This window comes from Sediminibacterium sp. GW821-FHT12F12, from assembly GCF_058806635.1.
In genome coordinates, this window is record NZ_JBXAPW010000017.1 from 31,267 (window position 1) to 44,935 (window position 13,669).

Consider the following 13,669-nt stretch of genomic DNA (forward strand, 5'->3'; position numbering starts at 1 on the left):
TATTCCCTGTTCGATATGCGATATTCATTTCCTCCCCCAACGATAGGTAGTCAGTTCCAGTCCAGCAAGGTCCAGTACCCTGTCCACAACCGTGGCTGCTACTTCTTCAATCGTTGTTGGGTTGCTGTAAAAAGAAGGGGTAGCCGGGCAGATAATGCCTCCTGCCAGTGTGATCAGTTCCATGTTTTTGATATGGATCAGGCTATAGGGTGTATCTCTCGCAACAAGAATCAGTTTTCTTCTTTCTTTCAGGATCACATCTGCTGCGCGGGTTACCAGGTCATCGCTTACGCCGTGGGCAATCCTGCCCAGTGTACCCATACTGCAGGGCACTACGATCATGATATTGTATTTCGCCGATCCGGAAGCGAAGGGCGCAGAAAAATCGTACTTGTCAAAATAACGAAAGGGGTAATCCTGGTAGGCATGGTTACCCAGTTCAGCGGTCCAGATTTCTTTGGCGTTATTGCTCATCACAATGCCCACTTCTTCATACTGGTCTTTCAGTAACACCAGTTTATCCAGCAATACTTTTGCATATACTGCACCACTGGCACCGGTAATGGCTACTGCGATCTTGTTGGGCATGCGGGAATTAAAAATTAAAAAGTCAAAACTCAAAAGACAAAGTTACCGATTCACTTTTGACTTTTGATTTTTGACTTTTTACTTAATCCGTTTTGTTTAACCTTTATACATGATTTCGTAGTATTCGTGTGCCATCCGGTTACTGTCGAACTGGAAACGTACGTCGCGCATACCATTTTTCTGGATCTGGCGCCAGGTATCGTAGTTGTCGTAGTATAAGGGTAATACCTGTTGTTCCAGAATTTCGTACAGTTTATTCAGGTCGTATTCATCCTGTTCGTGAACGGTCATATTAGCGTAATCTGCTTTGGGAACCACAAACCCATTGTTGCCGTGGTTGATGAATTCGGGGATCCAGCCATCATCGGTAGAGAAGTTCACGGCACCGTTCATAGCGGCCGTCATACCACTGGTTCCGGATGCTTCGCGGGGAACCCTTGGGTTGTTGAGCCAGATATCGGAAGCTTGTTTCAGGCGTTTACTGAGTCCCAGTTCATACCCGATCATCACCGCCACATTCTTGTATTTTTTACTGAGGTGCACCAGGTTGTTGAATTGAGAAATGGCCGGAAAATCCAGCGGATAAGGTTTGCCTGCCCAGATAATCTGTACAGGGTATTTGGCATTGCTGAGCAGTTTTTCAAAGCGGTCCATATCATAGGTTAACATATCGGCACGCTTATAGCCTGCAAAACGGCGGGCCCAGACAATGGTCAATACATTGGGATCGAAAATTTTTCCGGTCTGATCGGCCACTACTTCGAACGCACGTTTCTTCAGGTATTTTTTGCGGTCGTCGAAAGCATAATCATTGCCTTCTTCCATGGCGCGATAGATCTGCTTATCTGCCCAGTAGCGCCAGTTCTGTGCGTTGGTGATAGAGGCAATCGGGCAGATGCCTTCGTAATGCGACCACATCTCCCTGCTTACCACACCATGCAGTGCAGATACGCCATTGGCTTTACGGGCAAAACGCAGTGCAGTGAGAGAGTGGTTGAACTGGTCATCTTTCAGACCGGTTAATTTGCGAACCTCATCAATACTGAGGCCGCAGAAATAACTCATTTTATGACAGAGATAAATATCGTGCTTTTCGTTGCCGGCTTCTTCGGGTGTATGGGTGGTGAATACCAGTTTCTCTTTCACTTTTGCCAGGCTCTTGTATTTGTTCAGCAGGTAAAAAGCAGCAGAAATGCCGTGTGCTTCGTTCAGGTGATATACGTCGGGATTGAATCCCAGTTCATCTACCAGTTTGGCACCACCTACTCCGAGCAGGATAAACTGCGCTACTTTGGTAGCCACGTTGGCATCGTATAGACGGTGTGTGATGGTTTGCGAAACGTAATCGTTCTCAGGCAGGTCGGTGCTTAACAGAAACAGAGGGGCACTGCAGAAAGTATCTGGATTCAGATACCATGCTTTTACCCATACCGGGTGCTCATGAATCAGGATCTGGAATTTGATGCCGGTATCTTCCAGGAAACTGTAATTTTTCTCCATGAAAGTAACTTCCAGTGTCTGGTCCTGGTTACGTGTCTGGTCATAATAACCATATTTCCATAAGATGCCGATACCGATCATATTCTGCCTTAATTCAAAGGCGCTGCGCAGGTGAGAGCCAGCGAGGAAACCAAGTCCACCGCTGTAAATCTTCAGCGGTTGATGAATAGCAAATTCCATCGAAAAATAAGCGGCCTTTTTGGCATATTCATCGTTGAGCTGGTAAGGGACCTGGTAATTACGAAAGTTCATTTAATAGGGGTTTTGTGATTATATAGCGTTGCAAGATAGGCGTATTTTCCTAAAATGTATTTCATACACATTGGTATGTGGGAAACCTGTTTTGTGGGGGATCGCCGCCAGTATCTGGTGAATAAAAAGAAACAAACTCATGATGATCGTCAGGCGGATTTTTTCTTTTTAGCTGTGCGGGGTTCTCTTTTTTTAATGAAGGTATCATCAAAATAACATTTGATTCCGCGGTGGTTACCGCAGCTTCCCTGTTCTTTCAGCGTAATTTCATTTCCATCAAAACGAAAATCGATAATGCAGGGATCTCCATTTTCTTTGAATACAGCTGTATTGACAGATTGCATCGTCATTTCGCCCTTCAATTCGCCCGTACAATTGCCGCCGTTTTTTTCAAAATGAATGAAGAACTGGTACACGTTTGTTTTTTTGGTATCGCGGATGGAGATATAATTCTTTTTATCCTGTATATAGTCTCCGCTGAATTTGTTCTTTCTGGGCAGTGTATCAATCGGGTTAATGACATCAGAGCGGGAAGGATCTTCGTTGGAATCATTCACAACGATCATGAACTCGCCGGTACTGGTATATACCCAACCGGTGCGGGAGAATTTCAGGCTGTTATCCTTGCCCATTTTCTCTTTGCTGATAAGGAAGGTGGGCTCCCTGTTTATAGAAACAGAGTGCAGGTAATCGTCGTTATTCTTTTCGTTGAGCAGGGATTTGAAAGCCAGGTATTTGTTTTTTTTATCCAGCACAAAAACTGTGAGATGCGTATTTTTTCTGGGTACGGTCAGGTTTACCAGCAGGTAATTCTCTTTTTCTTTTTCGATAATACCCACCGGATGGATCACCAGTTTTTTAGCATTGTTGGTTACCTGTTTAATGGTGCTATCCGGCACAAACTGGATCAGGGCTTTGTAGCCGATGGTAACGGTATCCGCTGCTTTGAGCAGGTTCGTATCTGCCACCGTATAAGCTGGGGTGATTTTTGGAAAAGCGGCTATAAAGTCGCTGATCTTTACCGGCGCCTCGCCGGAAAGGTCCACTTTTTTATCCTTGCAACCCCAGCCGATCAACAGGAGCAGGAGCCATGGCAGGCATTTCTTCATAACCGAATATTTCGATAAAAATACAGTTTTCGGGATAAGTGGCTGAATTGATACTGCTATAATCAAGAATTATTTTTAGATTTACCTAAAAATAATTTTAGACATTATGAGTTTCTCCATTACAGAAGAGAATTATATCAAGGCCATTTTTCACCTGCAGCAGGGAGAAGGTACGGTATCTACCAACGAACTGGCGGCCGAACTGCATACCAAAGCCGCATCGGTAACGGATATGCTGAAAAAATTGAAAACCAAAAAACTGCTCAGCTACGAAAAATACAAAGGGGTACGCCTCAGCGGCGAGGGAAAGAAACTGGCCCTGGCCATTGTACGCAAGCACCGTTTGTGGGAATATTTTCTGGTAGATACCCTGCAGTTTGGCTGGGATGAAGTGCATGAAGTGGCGGAGGAACTGGAGCATATCAGCAGTAAAAAACTGGTGGAGAAACTGGATGCTTTTCTCGGGTATCCCAAATTTGATCCGCACGGAGATCCTATCCCCGATAGTCATGGTAAGATGGCGGTGCAGCAACATATCAACCTCATTGATCTTCCGGTAAATAAACCGGCAGAAGTAAGTGGCGTGGGCAGCCAGTCTACCGAATTACTCGAATTACTCAAACACAAACATATCGGTATCGGCACCCGTTTGGAGATCAAACGGAAATTCAGTTTTGATAACTCTATCGAGATCAAACTCAAAAACCAGAATGCCTTCACCATCAGCCAGCAACTGGCGCAGGCATTGTTTGTAAAACTTATGTAGTTATGATGAATCGTTATCATGGTGACCAGTCTTTGAGTGAAGTGCACGAATCTGTAGACACCACCGCACCGCGGAAAGGCTGGCGGAGAATACTGGCGTATATCGGTCCGGCTTACCTCGTTAGTGTGGGTTATATGGACCCGGGCAACTGGGCCACCGATCTGCAGGGTGGTGCCAAGTTCGGTTACCAGCTGATCTGGGTACTGCTGATGAGTAACCTGATGGCTTTATTGCTGCAAAGCCTGAGTGCCAGGCTCGGTATTGTGCGTAGAAGGGATCTTGCACAGGCCAACCGCGAAGTGTATCCGCCACTGGTTAATTTCTGTTTATACATACTCGCAGAATTGGCTATTGCAGCCTGCGATCTTGCGGAAGTGCTGGGGATGGCCATCGGGATTCATCTGTTAACCGGTTTGCCCTTGATCTGGGGTACGGCCATTACGGTACTGGATACTTTTCTATTCCTGCTGCTGCAACGTTGGGGCATCCGTAAAATGGAAGCGTTTATCATTTGCCTCGTAGCCATTATCGGCGGATCTTTCCTGGTAGAGATTCTGCTGGCCAAACCGCAGATGGGAGCAGTGATGAAGGGATTCATTCCAACAGCATTAAATCACGAAGCTTTATACATTGCCGTAGGTATTATCGGAGCCACGGTAATGCCACATAATCTTTATTTACACTCGGCCCTGGTGCAAACCCGGAAAATAAGTAATGATGCCAAAGGGATCCGGCGGGCGTTGAAATACAACCTGATCGATAGTACCATTGCCCTTAATGCCGCTTTTTTTGTGAATGCGGCGATACTGGTATTGGCCGCCAGCGTGTTTTTTGCCAGCGGTAATACGCAGGTAGCGCAGATCCAGGATGCACACCAACTGCTGGCTCCTTTGCTGGGAAGTAAACTGGCGCCGATCCTGTTTGCAGTGGCATTGATTGCAGCGGGACAGAGTTCTACCTTAACAGGTACACTGGCCGGACAGATTGTGATGGAAGGATACCTGCAGCTGCGGATCAATCCCTGGCTGCGCAGGCTGCTGACGCGTTTGATAGCTATTGTACCGGCGGTTATTGTCATTCTTCTATATGGCGAATCCAAAGTGGATGACCTGCTGGTGTTCAGTCAGGTGATCCTGAGTTTGCAGTTGGGTTTTGCCGTGATACCCCTGATCCATTTTGTAAGTGACAAAAAAACGATGGGGCAATACGCCATCAAAAACTATGTAAAAGCAGCTGCCTGGCTCGTAGCCATCGTGCTGGTATTTCTGAATGTACGGTTGGTAGGGGAGGAAATGTATAAAGTACTGGAATCTTCTGCCGCCTGGTATTGGAAAGTGCTGTTGGTGCTGGCTATACTCGCGTTTATCTGGCTCTTCCTTACCATGACTTTTTTGCCCCTGATACAACAACGCAAGCAACGGAAAAAAGAAGGTTTGCATGGTGCGGAAATCCGCCTCGATAATCTACAGGTAAAAGAAACCAGCCGGATTGCGGTGGCGCTTGATTTTTCTGCATCGGATGAAAAACTGATTGCGCATGCACTGGCGCAGGGAAATAAGACTGTTTCATTTGTGCTCCTGCATATTGTAGAGAGTGCTTCTGCCGGTTATCTTGGCGAGGCCACAGATGATGATGAAACCCGGCGCGATAAACAACGACTCGAAAACTATGTACAGCAATTACAACAGAAAGGATACCAGGCTGAGGGCATGATCGGTTACCGGAGCAGGGTAAAAGAAATCATCCGGATCGTTACCGAATGCAGGGCCGATATGCTGGTGATGGGGGCACACAGGCACTCCGGATTAAAAGATTATATTTTTGGCGAGACCATTGAGGATGTAAGGCATAAACTGCCGATTCCTGTGCTGATTGTAAATGTGGAGCACTGACCAGGTTACCCTGAAAGTAGGGGGCAGGGACTTGTTTCCCAAAACTGATAAAGTCTTACCTTTGGCATCGTTTTACATTAACCTAAAGGAATTATTATGGCACAAAAAATCAAAGTGACCAATCCGGTGGTAGAGCTGGATGGTGACGAAATGACCCGGATTATCTGGAAATTCATTAAAGACAAACTGATCCTTCCTTACCTGGAAGTAGATATCAAATACTATGATCTCGGAATGGAGTACCGTGATGAAACCAACGATCAGGTTACGGTTGATGCGGCCAATGCCATCAAACAATATGGTGTAGGCATTAAGTGTGCTACCATTACACCCGATGAGCAACGTGTAGAAGAATTCAAACTGAAACAGATGTGGAAAAGCCCGAACGGAACCATCCGTAATATTCTGGATGGAACAGTGTTCCGCGAGCCCATCGTTTGTGCCAATGTGCCCCGACTGGTACCTAACTGGACAGCACCGATCTGTATCGGCCGTCATGCATTTGGCGACCAGTACCGTGCTACCGACTTTGTAACCAAAGGCAAAGGTAAACTGACCATCAAATTTGAAGGAGAAGATGGTACTGTGCAGGAATATGAAGTGTTTAACTATAAAGGCGATGGCGTTGCATTGGCCATGTATAATACCGATGAAAGTATCAAAGGTTTTGCCCGCAGCTGTTTTAATACGGCACTGGCTAAAAAATGGCCTTTGTATCTCTCTACCAAGAACACGATCCTGAAGAAATATGATGGTCGTTTCAAAGATATTTTTGAAGAGATCTACCAGAACGAATTCAAAGCCGCATACGATGCAGCCGGTATCACGTATGAGCACCGCCTCATTGATGACATGGTTGCCAGCGCGCTGAAATGGAACGGTAATTTTGTATGGGCCTGTAAGAACTACGATGGCGATGTACAGAGCGATACCGTTGCACAGGGATTTGGTTCACTGGGTCTGATGACTTCCACCCTCATTACCCCAGATGGTAAAGTGATGGAAGCAGAAGCCGCACACGGAACCGTAACCCGCCACTACCGCGAGCACCAGAAAGGAAAACCTACATCAACCAACCCGATCGCTTCTATTTTTGCCTGGACAAGAGGTCTCGAATTCCGTGGTAAACTGGATGGTAACCAGGAACTGATCGATTTCTGTCATGCATTGGAAGCAGTCTGTGTAGAAACCGTAGAAAGCGGTAAAATGACCAAAGACCTTGCTGTATGTATTCACGGAAACAAAGTAAACCATGGCGAGCATTATCTGTATACAGAAGAGTTCCTGGATGCGTTGGATCAGAACCTGCAGGTGAAGCTGGCGAAATAGTGAGTGGTCAGTAGTGAGTAGTGAGTGAAGAATAGACACTCGATAATTTCACAAGTCTAAATACCTAATAAAAAAGCATCTGCTTTCGGCAGATGCTTTTTTATTCACTATTCACTATTCACTATTCACTATTCACTATTCACTACTGACTACTCACCACTCACTTCAACACTTCCTCGATCACTTTGCCCACAGAGCCGCTGGGCATTTGGATGTTGAGCAGTGCGGCAACGGTGGCTGCGATATCGGTCATATAGGTTTCGCGGTGGGTTTTGCCTTTTTTGATGCCCCATCCATAAAATAGCAAAGGGATATGCGCATCGTAGGCATACCATAAACCATGCGTGGTGCCTGTGGCACCTCCTTCTATATAGCCAGACTTTAAAATAATCTGGATATCGCCGCTGCGGCGCGGGTTAAAACCATTGGCCAGCATTTCGCGGAGGGTTTTGTTGATGGGGGTGGTCATGATCTCATCCGTAGGGAAAGCATTGGCAACAGCGTCATTTTTCTTTACGTACTGAATGATCCATTTTTTGATAGGCGCATCATCCAGTTTGGCTGAATCGATCCGGGGATGATTCAGGTAAACCTGGTAGTTGTACATGCTCACGATCGCATTATCGATCCCGAATTTTTCTTTCAGTTGTGTGTTCATGGTTTTCATCATGCCCATGTCATCTACCACACCACCGGGTAATTTATTCTCCTTCATAAAACCGGGTACATGCGCCACGGCATGGTCGGCGGTTAAGAAAGCCGTGTATTGGTTTTTACCTACGGTGGCATCCAGAAAAGCAAAGAGTTTTCCGAGTTCCTCATCCAGTCTGGCATAACCATCCACTGTTTCCCATGAGTTGGGGCCGAAAGAGTGGCCTACATAGTCCGGAGAAGAAAAACTCACAGCCAGAAAATCAGTGGCTTCGCCTTTGCCTAATTTTTCTGCCAATACAGCGGCTTTTGCCATTTCGGCTGTAAGGGTATTGCCATACGGTGTAGAAGAAATTTTGCTGAAGTCTTTCCCAATATATTTGCTTAAATCATATGGGAAACCGGTAGCATCTTTTCCGAAAGGTTTGCTTTCGTAGTCTTTCACATCAGCGGTGGCGTATTGTGGGTAGACATCTTTGGGTAAAGAAGTATTCCAGCCAAGCGCGTAGAGCGAGTCTGCGAGTTTCCGGTTATTGAACTTGTTCACCCATTCAGGTAACTGGTTCATGTAATAGGTGCTCGTGATAAAATTACCCGATTTGCCCTCGTACCAATAAGCGGCATTGGCCGAATGGCCGGCTGGTAAAATTGAACCCCTGTCTTTCAATGCCACCCCAATTACTTTGCTTTTGAAGTTGGTAGCCAAACGCAGTTCATCGCAGATAGAAGTGGTGAGCATATTTTTAGGACTCATCTGCCCGTCTTCTTCACTTTTCCCGCCCACACCTTTCACGGTTTTATCTTCACTGCAGTAAACACTCCGCATTAGCTGGTTATCCCACCAGGCATTGCCTGTAATGCCATGTATGGAAGGAACACTGCCGGTATACACAGCGGTATGACCGCAGGCTGTTACGGTAGGTGTATAAGGGATCAGGGTGTTCTCGCAGGAATAACCTTCGCCCATCATCCTTTTAAAACCGCCATTGGCTTTAAAGATCGGTTGAAAACGATAGAGATAATCCCAACGCATCTGGTCTATCACAATACCGATTACCAGTTTTGGGCGCTGTAAACCCTCCTCAGCGGCAGGTTTGGTGGTTTTCTGCGCTTGTGCTGATATGGACAAAGCCAGACTGGCCACAAGGGGTAAAAAGAGTCTTTTCATGGGTTTCTGTTTGCTATTTTGAGGGTGATTCGTTGATGAACATTGAAAATCAGGGGTGAAGATACAATATGGTGAATAATTGCCCTTGCCCTTTAGGGCCTAAAAGTTTACCTTTGCACCGATTTTTCACCAAAGTAATGATTTGATAATATGGCAGACATCTTTGAAAAACTGTTAAAGAATTACGGTCCGCTGGGTCAGCACCGTGAGCGGGCGCATGGTTATTTCGCTTTTCCTAAACTGGAAGGTGAGATCGGTAACCGCATGGTATTCCGTGGAAAGGAAATGATTGTGTGGAGCCTGAATAACTACCTCGGACTGGCCAATCACCCCGAAATCCGTAAAACCGATGCCGATGCTGCCGCACAGTTTGGTCTGGCTTTGCCTATGGGTGCAAGGATGATGAGCGGAAACAGTAATTACCATGAACAACTGGAAAAAGAACTGGCCGCCTTTGAGCAGAAAGAAGATGCGATACTGATGAACTTTGGTTACCAGGGTATCATGAGTGCCATTGATGCCATATGTGGCCGTCATGATGTGATTGTGTATGATGCAGAAAGTCATGCCTGTATCATTGATGGGTTACGCTTACACCCCGGACACCGTTATGTGTTCAAACACAATGACCTGGAAGATTTTGAGAAACAGATGGAAAGAGCCACGGCATTGATTGAAAAGCAGAAAGCCGGTGGTATTCTGGTGATCACCGAAGGCGTGTTTGGCATGGCAGGTGATCAGGGTAAACTGAAAGAGATCGTTGCACTTAAAAATAAGTTTCAATTCCGTTTACTGGTGGATGATGCACACGGTTTTGGTACCCTCGGTAAAAAAGGAGCGGGAGCAGGAGAAGAGCAGGATTGCCAGGCCGGGATCGATCTGTATTTTTCCACTTTTGCCAAATCCATGGCTTCTATCGGTGCTTTTATGGCGGGAGATAAAGCAATTATTGATTTTATCCGGTACAATATCCGTTCGCAGATCTTCGCCAAGAGTTTACCGATGCCGATCGTGATCGGAAACCTGAAAAGACTGGAACTACTGCAAACCCAGCCCGAACTCAAAGAACGTTTATGGAAGAATGCGTTGAAACTGCAGGCCGGACTGAAAGAAAGAGGGTTTGATATCGGTAACACCAATACCATGGTTACGCCGGTGTATATGAAAGGCGGCGTAGAAGAAGCTACTGCGATGGTGATGGATCTGCGGGAGAACTATAAGATTTTCTGTTCCATTGTGGTGTATCCGGTTATACCGAAAGGACATATCATTTATCGTCTGATCCCTACTGCTTCGCATACTGATGCAGATATCGAAGAAACCCTGAAAGCTTTCAGCGAAACCAAGGCCAAGCTGGATGCCGGAGCGTATAAAGTGGAGAAGATCCCTGATATGGCAGAATAAGCCTGGTTCAGGATCTGTTATAACAATTAATTGAGAAGCCTTCTCTTACGAGAGGGCTTCTCTTTTTTATGAATGGCTTGTCGGCAAAACGGATTCTTTGTTCTTTTGAAGATAAATGAAATGTATGTATATAGAACATCTGGCCATCTGGTGCAAGGATCTGGAAGCGATGAAAGATTTTTACGTGAAGTATTTTGCTGCGAAGCCCAATGAGAAATACCACAATCCGCGAAATCAATTCTCCTCTTATTTTTTGAGTTTCGAAAAAGGCCCCAGACTGGAATTGATGCAGATGCCGGAGATTCCGGATAATGTAAATGATGTAATGGCACAGTTTTCCGGACTGATTCATTTTGCGGTGTCGGTTGGAAGTGAAGAAACCGTGAATAGCTTAACGGAACAGTTGCGGAAGGATGGGGTTACCATAGTGGGGGAACCGCGTAAAACAGGCGATGGTTATTATGAAAGTGCCGTATTGGATCCGGAGGGAAACCGGATCGAGATCACGGTATAAAAAAAACGAGTGCAGCTGTTGAAATAGCTGCACTCGTTTTTTAAGAGATAGATTACAATTTTTTGATCAGGTCGGTCGCCATTCTCACATAATCGTCATTCTTGGCTTCTGCAGCCAGTGCTATACATTTTTCTGCACTGGTTTTAGCAGCAGTTTTATCACCCAGGCCCTGCTGAATTCTTGCCTGTAACAGGAACAACCAATAAGCTTTGGGGTTAGCCTGTGTGGCTTTGGTAGCATTCACCAGGGCTTTGTTCAGGTCTTTGTCCCACTCAAAATAGAAATTGGCAGCCGCCTGATATGCACCCGGATTAGGTGTTTCGGCAGACAATGCTTTTTCTACCTGTGCACGAATGCGGTCTTTCACATTCACACTCATCGGTACTTTCACCATTGTGGTTCCCCACATGATTATCAGGTCGCAACTTTCAGGAAGGATATTATCGAACTGGATGGTAAAGGATTCAACTGACGTGCCGTTTTTCTCTGCTTTTACTTTAAAGCGGTTCACATCTTCGCTTTCTTTATAACCATCTGTACCCGAATTTTTCAGGCCTTTGTTGATGATAATTTCCCAGTATTCTTTACCGGGAATCGTATACAGTACATAGGCGCCTGTATCCAATAATTTTCCACCCATCATTACTCTATCTGTAAAACTGATCCGGGTAGCGGCATTGGCACCGGTACGCCATAATTTACCCAAAGGAGCCAGGTCGCTGTTGTCTTTAAACAGGCTACGGCCTTTCAGTACTGGGCGTGAATAGGTTACTTCTATCGAACCGAGCCCGAATTCCTGGGTCAGTTTCTGTAATGGACTGGGGGCGGGCATTCTCACCTGCGCAAAGCCGGAGATACTGCAGGCAAGCGCAGCCATCAGGATGATTTTTTTCATACTTGTTTCGTTTTTTATAGTGACAAACATAAGTGATTTTACCGCATTTTCACCCTGCCTTTCAGGGGGCAGGCCGCTTTAGCGTCCCGACCCCTGAAAGGCAGGGTGAAACCGTTGCAGGGTATCGCGCAGGAAATCACGATCGAGGTGGGTGTAGATCTCGGTAGTGGTAATACTTTCATGCCCCAGCATTTCCTGAACGGCACGCAGATCAGCACCACCTTCCACCAGGTGTGTGGCAAAAGAATGGCGAAAGGTATGCGGGGAGATATGTTTGGTGATACCTGCTTTTTTGGCCAGATCGCGGATGATGTAAAAGATCATAACACGGCTAAGCATTCTGCCATGTTTATTGAGAAAAAGAATGTCTTCAAACCCTGGCTGCAAGGGCTGGTGTACACGGATATTCTCTTTGTAGATCCGGATATATTTACTGGCATCGCTGCCGATCGGCACCAGCCTTTCTTTATCGCCTTTTCCTATCACCCGAATAAAACCTACATCGAGATACAGGCAGGAGATCTTCAGGTTCACTACTTCACTTACCCGAAGTCCGCAACTGTACATGGTTTCCAGGATGGCTTTGTTGCGACCGCCTTCCGGGGTGCTCTGGTCCAGTTCGGCCATCACAGATTCGATCTCTTCAAAAGTTAACACATCTGGTAGTTTCCTTTTGGTTTTGGGTGCTTCCAGTAGTGTAGAGGGGTCGGTGGCAGAGATCTGCTCCAACAGGCAATATTTATAAAAGGCCCTGATGCCCGATATGATCCTTGCCTGCGAAGTGGCGGTCATGCCCAGTTCCCCGATCCATTTTACAAACAGTTGAAGGTCTTTCAGCGTAATGTCGGCCGGGGCCACCAGTTTATTGACGGATTGAAGGAAATTCGTCAGTTTCTCTACATCATGCAGGTAAGCCTCTACCGAGTGATCACTCAGCGATTTTTCCAGCCGTAACCAGGCTTTGTATCCTTTTTTATAGGCGTCCCACATGTGAAATCAATGATTAGGGAATAGGTAAATTTTGGAATTGAAGCTAAGGTAGACGATATTGCCCTTTTAATTAAAACTGATAACCGGTAACCCGTAAATTCTACAATGCAAGTTAATCTCCGTTCGTTCAAACAGAAGGTTCGTCATAACCAGAAAGCATTCAAACGTTATTTAGGAAAGATTGAAAAAAATCCGCCCCGGCATCTTGATAAGATAGCGGAAGAGATCGACGCGGAAGTATGGAAAGAAATAGATTGTTTAAGCTGCGCCAATTGCTGTAAAAGCATGACGCCTACTTTTACCAATAAAGATATCAAACGTATCGCGGCACATTTTGCCATCACACCCAAAGAATTCAAAGAAAAATGGCTGGAATTTGATAAGGAAGCCGGTGACTGGGTAAATGTGAAGCAACCCTGCCAGTTTCTGAATATGGACAATCATATGTGCAGTATTTATGAAGTGCGTCCGGAAGACTGTGCAGGATTCCCGCACCTGAAGAAAAAGAAAATGGTGGAATATATACATGTACATCAGCAGAATATTGAATACTGCCCGGCAACGTATAAGATGGTGGAGAAGATGATGGAGCGTTTTAATTAAAAATTAAA

12 protein-coding genes are annotated in these 13,669 nt (G+C 45.8%); 6 read left to right on the forward strand and 6 right to left on the reverse strand.

Going from position 1 to position 13,669, the window contains the following annotated elements; translation table 11 throughout:
- Positions 1 to 24 precede the first annotated feature (24 nt).
- The 3 genes from AC1RNB_RS17365 to AC1RNB_RS17375 all read right to left on the reverse strand — a co-directional run bounded on the left by AC1RNB_RS17365 (position 25) and on the right by AC1RNB_RS17375 (position 3,449).
- Positions 25 to 588: a UbiX family flavin prenyltransferase gene (locus AC1RNB_RS17365; protein WP_493084895.1), complete on the reverse strand. Its 564-nt coding sequence runs from the start codon at positions 586 to 588 to the stop codon at positions 25 to 27.
- Positions 589 to 684: 96 nt separating this feature from the next.
- Positions 685 to 2,340, reverse strand: a complete 1,656-nt coding sequence (gene glgP / locus AC1RNB_RS17370) for an alpha-glucan family phosphorylase (RefSeq protein WP_493084897.1) — start codon at positions 2,338 to 2,340, stop codon at positions 685 to 687.
- Between the two features lie 149 nt (positions 2,341 to 2,489).
- Complete coding sequence (locus AC1RNB_RS17375; RefSeq protein WP_493084899.1) at positions 2,490 to 3,449, reverse strand: hypothetical protein; 960 nt, start codon at positions 3,447 to 3,449, stop codon at positions 2,490 to 2,492.
- 106 nt (positions 3,450 to 3,555) lie between these two features.
- Between AC1RNB_RS17375 and AC1RNB_RS17380 the strand changes: the two genes are divergently transcribed.
- The 3 genes from AC1RNB_RS17380 (at position 3,556) to AC1RNB_RS17390 (ending at position 7,436) form a co-directional block, all read left to right on the forward strand.
- Positions 3,556 to 4,215 (forward strand): metal-dependent transcriptional regulator, encoded by a 660-nt coding sequence (locus AC1RNB_RS17380; RefSeq protein WP_493084901.1) that lies wholly within the window; start codon positions 3,556 to 3,558, stop codon positions 4,213 to 4,215.
- A gap of 2 nt (positions 4,216 to 4,217) precedes the next feature.
- Positions 4,218 to 6,107 carry an Nramp family divalent metal transporter gene (locus tag AC1RNB_RS17385; RefSeq protein WP_493084903.1) on the forward strand — a complete coding sequence of 630 codons (1,890 nt, stop codon included), beginning with the start codon at positions 4,218 to 4,220 and terminating at the stop codon, positions 6,105 to 6,107.
- Positions 6,108 to 6,203: 96 nt separating this feature from the next.
- Positions 6,204 to 7,436 (forward strand): NADP-dependent isocitrate dehydrogenase, encoded by a 1,233-nt coding sequence (locus AC1RNB_RS17390; RefSeq protein ID WP_493084904.1) that lies wholly within the window; start codon positions 6,204 to 6,206, stop codon positions 7,434 to 7,436.
- A 160-nt stretch (positions 7,437 to 7,596) separates the two neighbouring features.
- On the opposite strand, the gene pafA is transcribed toward AC1RNB_RS17390, so the two are convergent.
- Positions 7,597 to 9,255 carry an alkaline phosphatase PafA gene (gene pafA, locus AC1RNB_RS17395; RefSeq protein ID WP_493084906.1) on the reverse strand — a complete coding sequence of 553 codons (1,659 nt, stop codon included), beginning with the start codon at positions 9,253 to 9,255 and terminating at the stop codon, positions 7,597 to 7,599.
- A gap of 150 nt (positions 9,256 to 9,405) precedes the next feature.
- On the opposite strand from pafA, the gene AC1RNB_RS17400 reads away from it, so the two are divergent.
- Entirely contained in the window at positions 9,406 to 10,659 is a 1,254-nt protein-coding gene (locus AC1RNB_RS17400; RefSeq protein ID WP_493084908.1) for an aminotransferase class I/II-fold pyridoxal phosphate-dependent enzyme, read from the forward strand.
- A gap of 124 nt (positions 10,660 to 10,783) precedes the next feature.
- Entirely contained in the window at positions 10,784 to 11,173 is a 390-nt protein-coding gene (locus AC1RNB_RS17405; RefSeq protein ID WP_493084909.1) for a VOC family protein, read from the forward strand.
- A gap of 52 nt (positions 11,174 to 11,225) precedes the next feature.
- Here the strand turns inward: AC1RNB_RS17405 and AC1RNB_RS17410 are convergent, their stop codons facing one another.
- Both AC1RNB_RS17410 and AC1RNB_RS17415 read right to left on the reverse strand, forming a co-directional pair.
- On the reverse strand, positions 11,226 to 12,068 hold the full coding sequence (locus AC1RNB_RS17410; protein ID WP_493084911.1) for a DUF2911 domain-containing protein: 843 nt from the start codon (positions 12,066 to 12,068) through the stop codon (positions 11,226 to 11,228).
- Between the two features lie 78 nt (positions 12,069 to 12,146).
- Positions 12,147 to 13,058 (reverse strand): site-specific tyrosine recombinase, encoded by a 912-nt coding sequence (locus AC1RNB_RS17415; protein WP_493084913.1) that lies wholly within the window; start codon positions 13,056 to 13,058, stop codon positions 12,147 to 12,149.
- A gap of 105 nt (positions 13,059 to 13,163) precedes the next feature.
- Between AC1RNB_RS17415 and AC1RNB_RS17420 the strand changes: the two genes are divergently transcribed.
- Complete coding sequence (locus AC1RNB_RS17420) at positions 13,164 to 13,661, forward strand: YkgJ family cysteine cluster protein (RefSeq protein WP_493084915.1); 498 nt, start codon at positions 13,164 to 13,166, stop codon at positions 13,659 to 13,661.
- The last annotated feature ends 8 nt before the right edge of the window (positions 13,662 to 13,669 follow it).

Excerpts from the sequence above, each read along its gene's own strand:
- AC1RNB_RS17420 (WP_493084915.1), top strand. The coding sequence starts at position 13,164 with ATGCAAGTTAATCTCCGTTCGTTCAAACAGAAGGTTCGTCATAACCAG.
- AC1RNB_RS17410 (WP_493084911.1), bottom strand. The coding sequence starts at position 12,068 with ATGAAAAAAATCATCCTGATGGCTGCGCTTGCCTGCAGTATCTCCGGC.
- glgP (WP_493084897.1), bottom strand. The coding sequence starts at position 2,340 with ATGAACTTTCGTAATTACCAGGTCCCTTACCAGCTCAACGATGAATAT.
- AC1RNB_RS17405 (WP_493084909.1), top strand. The coding sequence starts at position 10,784 with ATGTATATAGAACATCTGGCCATCTGGTGCAAGGATCTGGAAGCGATG.
- AC1RNB_RS17390 (WP_493084904.1), top strand. The coding sequence starts at position 6,204 with ATGGCACAAAAAATCAAAGTGACCAATCCGGTGGTAGAGCTGGATGGT.
- AC1RNB_RS17385 (WP_493084903.1), top strand. The coding sequence starts at position 4,218 with ATGATGAATCGTTATCATGGTGACCAGTCTTTGAGTGAAGTGCACGAA.
- AC1RNB_RS17380 (WP_493084901.1), top strand. The coding sequence starts at position 3,556 with ATGAGTTTCTCCATTACAGAAGAGAATTATATCAAGGCCATTTTTCAC.
- AC1RNB_RS17415 (WP_493084913.1), bottom strand. The coding sequence starts at position 13,058 with ATGTGGGACGCCTATAAAAAAGGATACAAAGCCTGGTTACGGCTGGAA.
- AC1RNB_RS17400 (WP_493084908.1), top strand. The coding sequence starts at position 9,406 with ATGGCAGACATCTTTGAAAAACTGTTAAAGAATTACGGTCCGCTGGGT.
- AC1RNB_RS17375 (WP_493084899.1), bottom strand. The coding sequence starts at position 3,449 with ATGAAGAAATGCCTGCCATGGCTCCTGCTCCTGTTGATCGGCTGGGGT.
- AC1RNB_RS17365 (WP_493084895.1), bottom strand. The coding sequence starts at position 588 with ATGCCCAACAAGATCGCAGTAGCCATTACCGGTGCCAGTGGTGCAGTA.
- pafA (WP_493084906.1), bottom strand. The coding sequence starts at position 9,255 with ATGAAAAGACTCTTTTTACCCCTTGTGGCCAGTCTGGCTTTGTCCATA.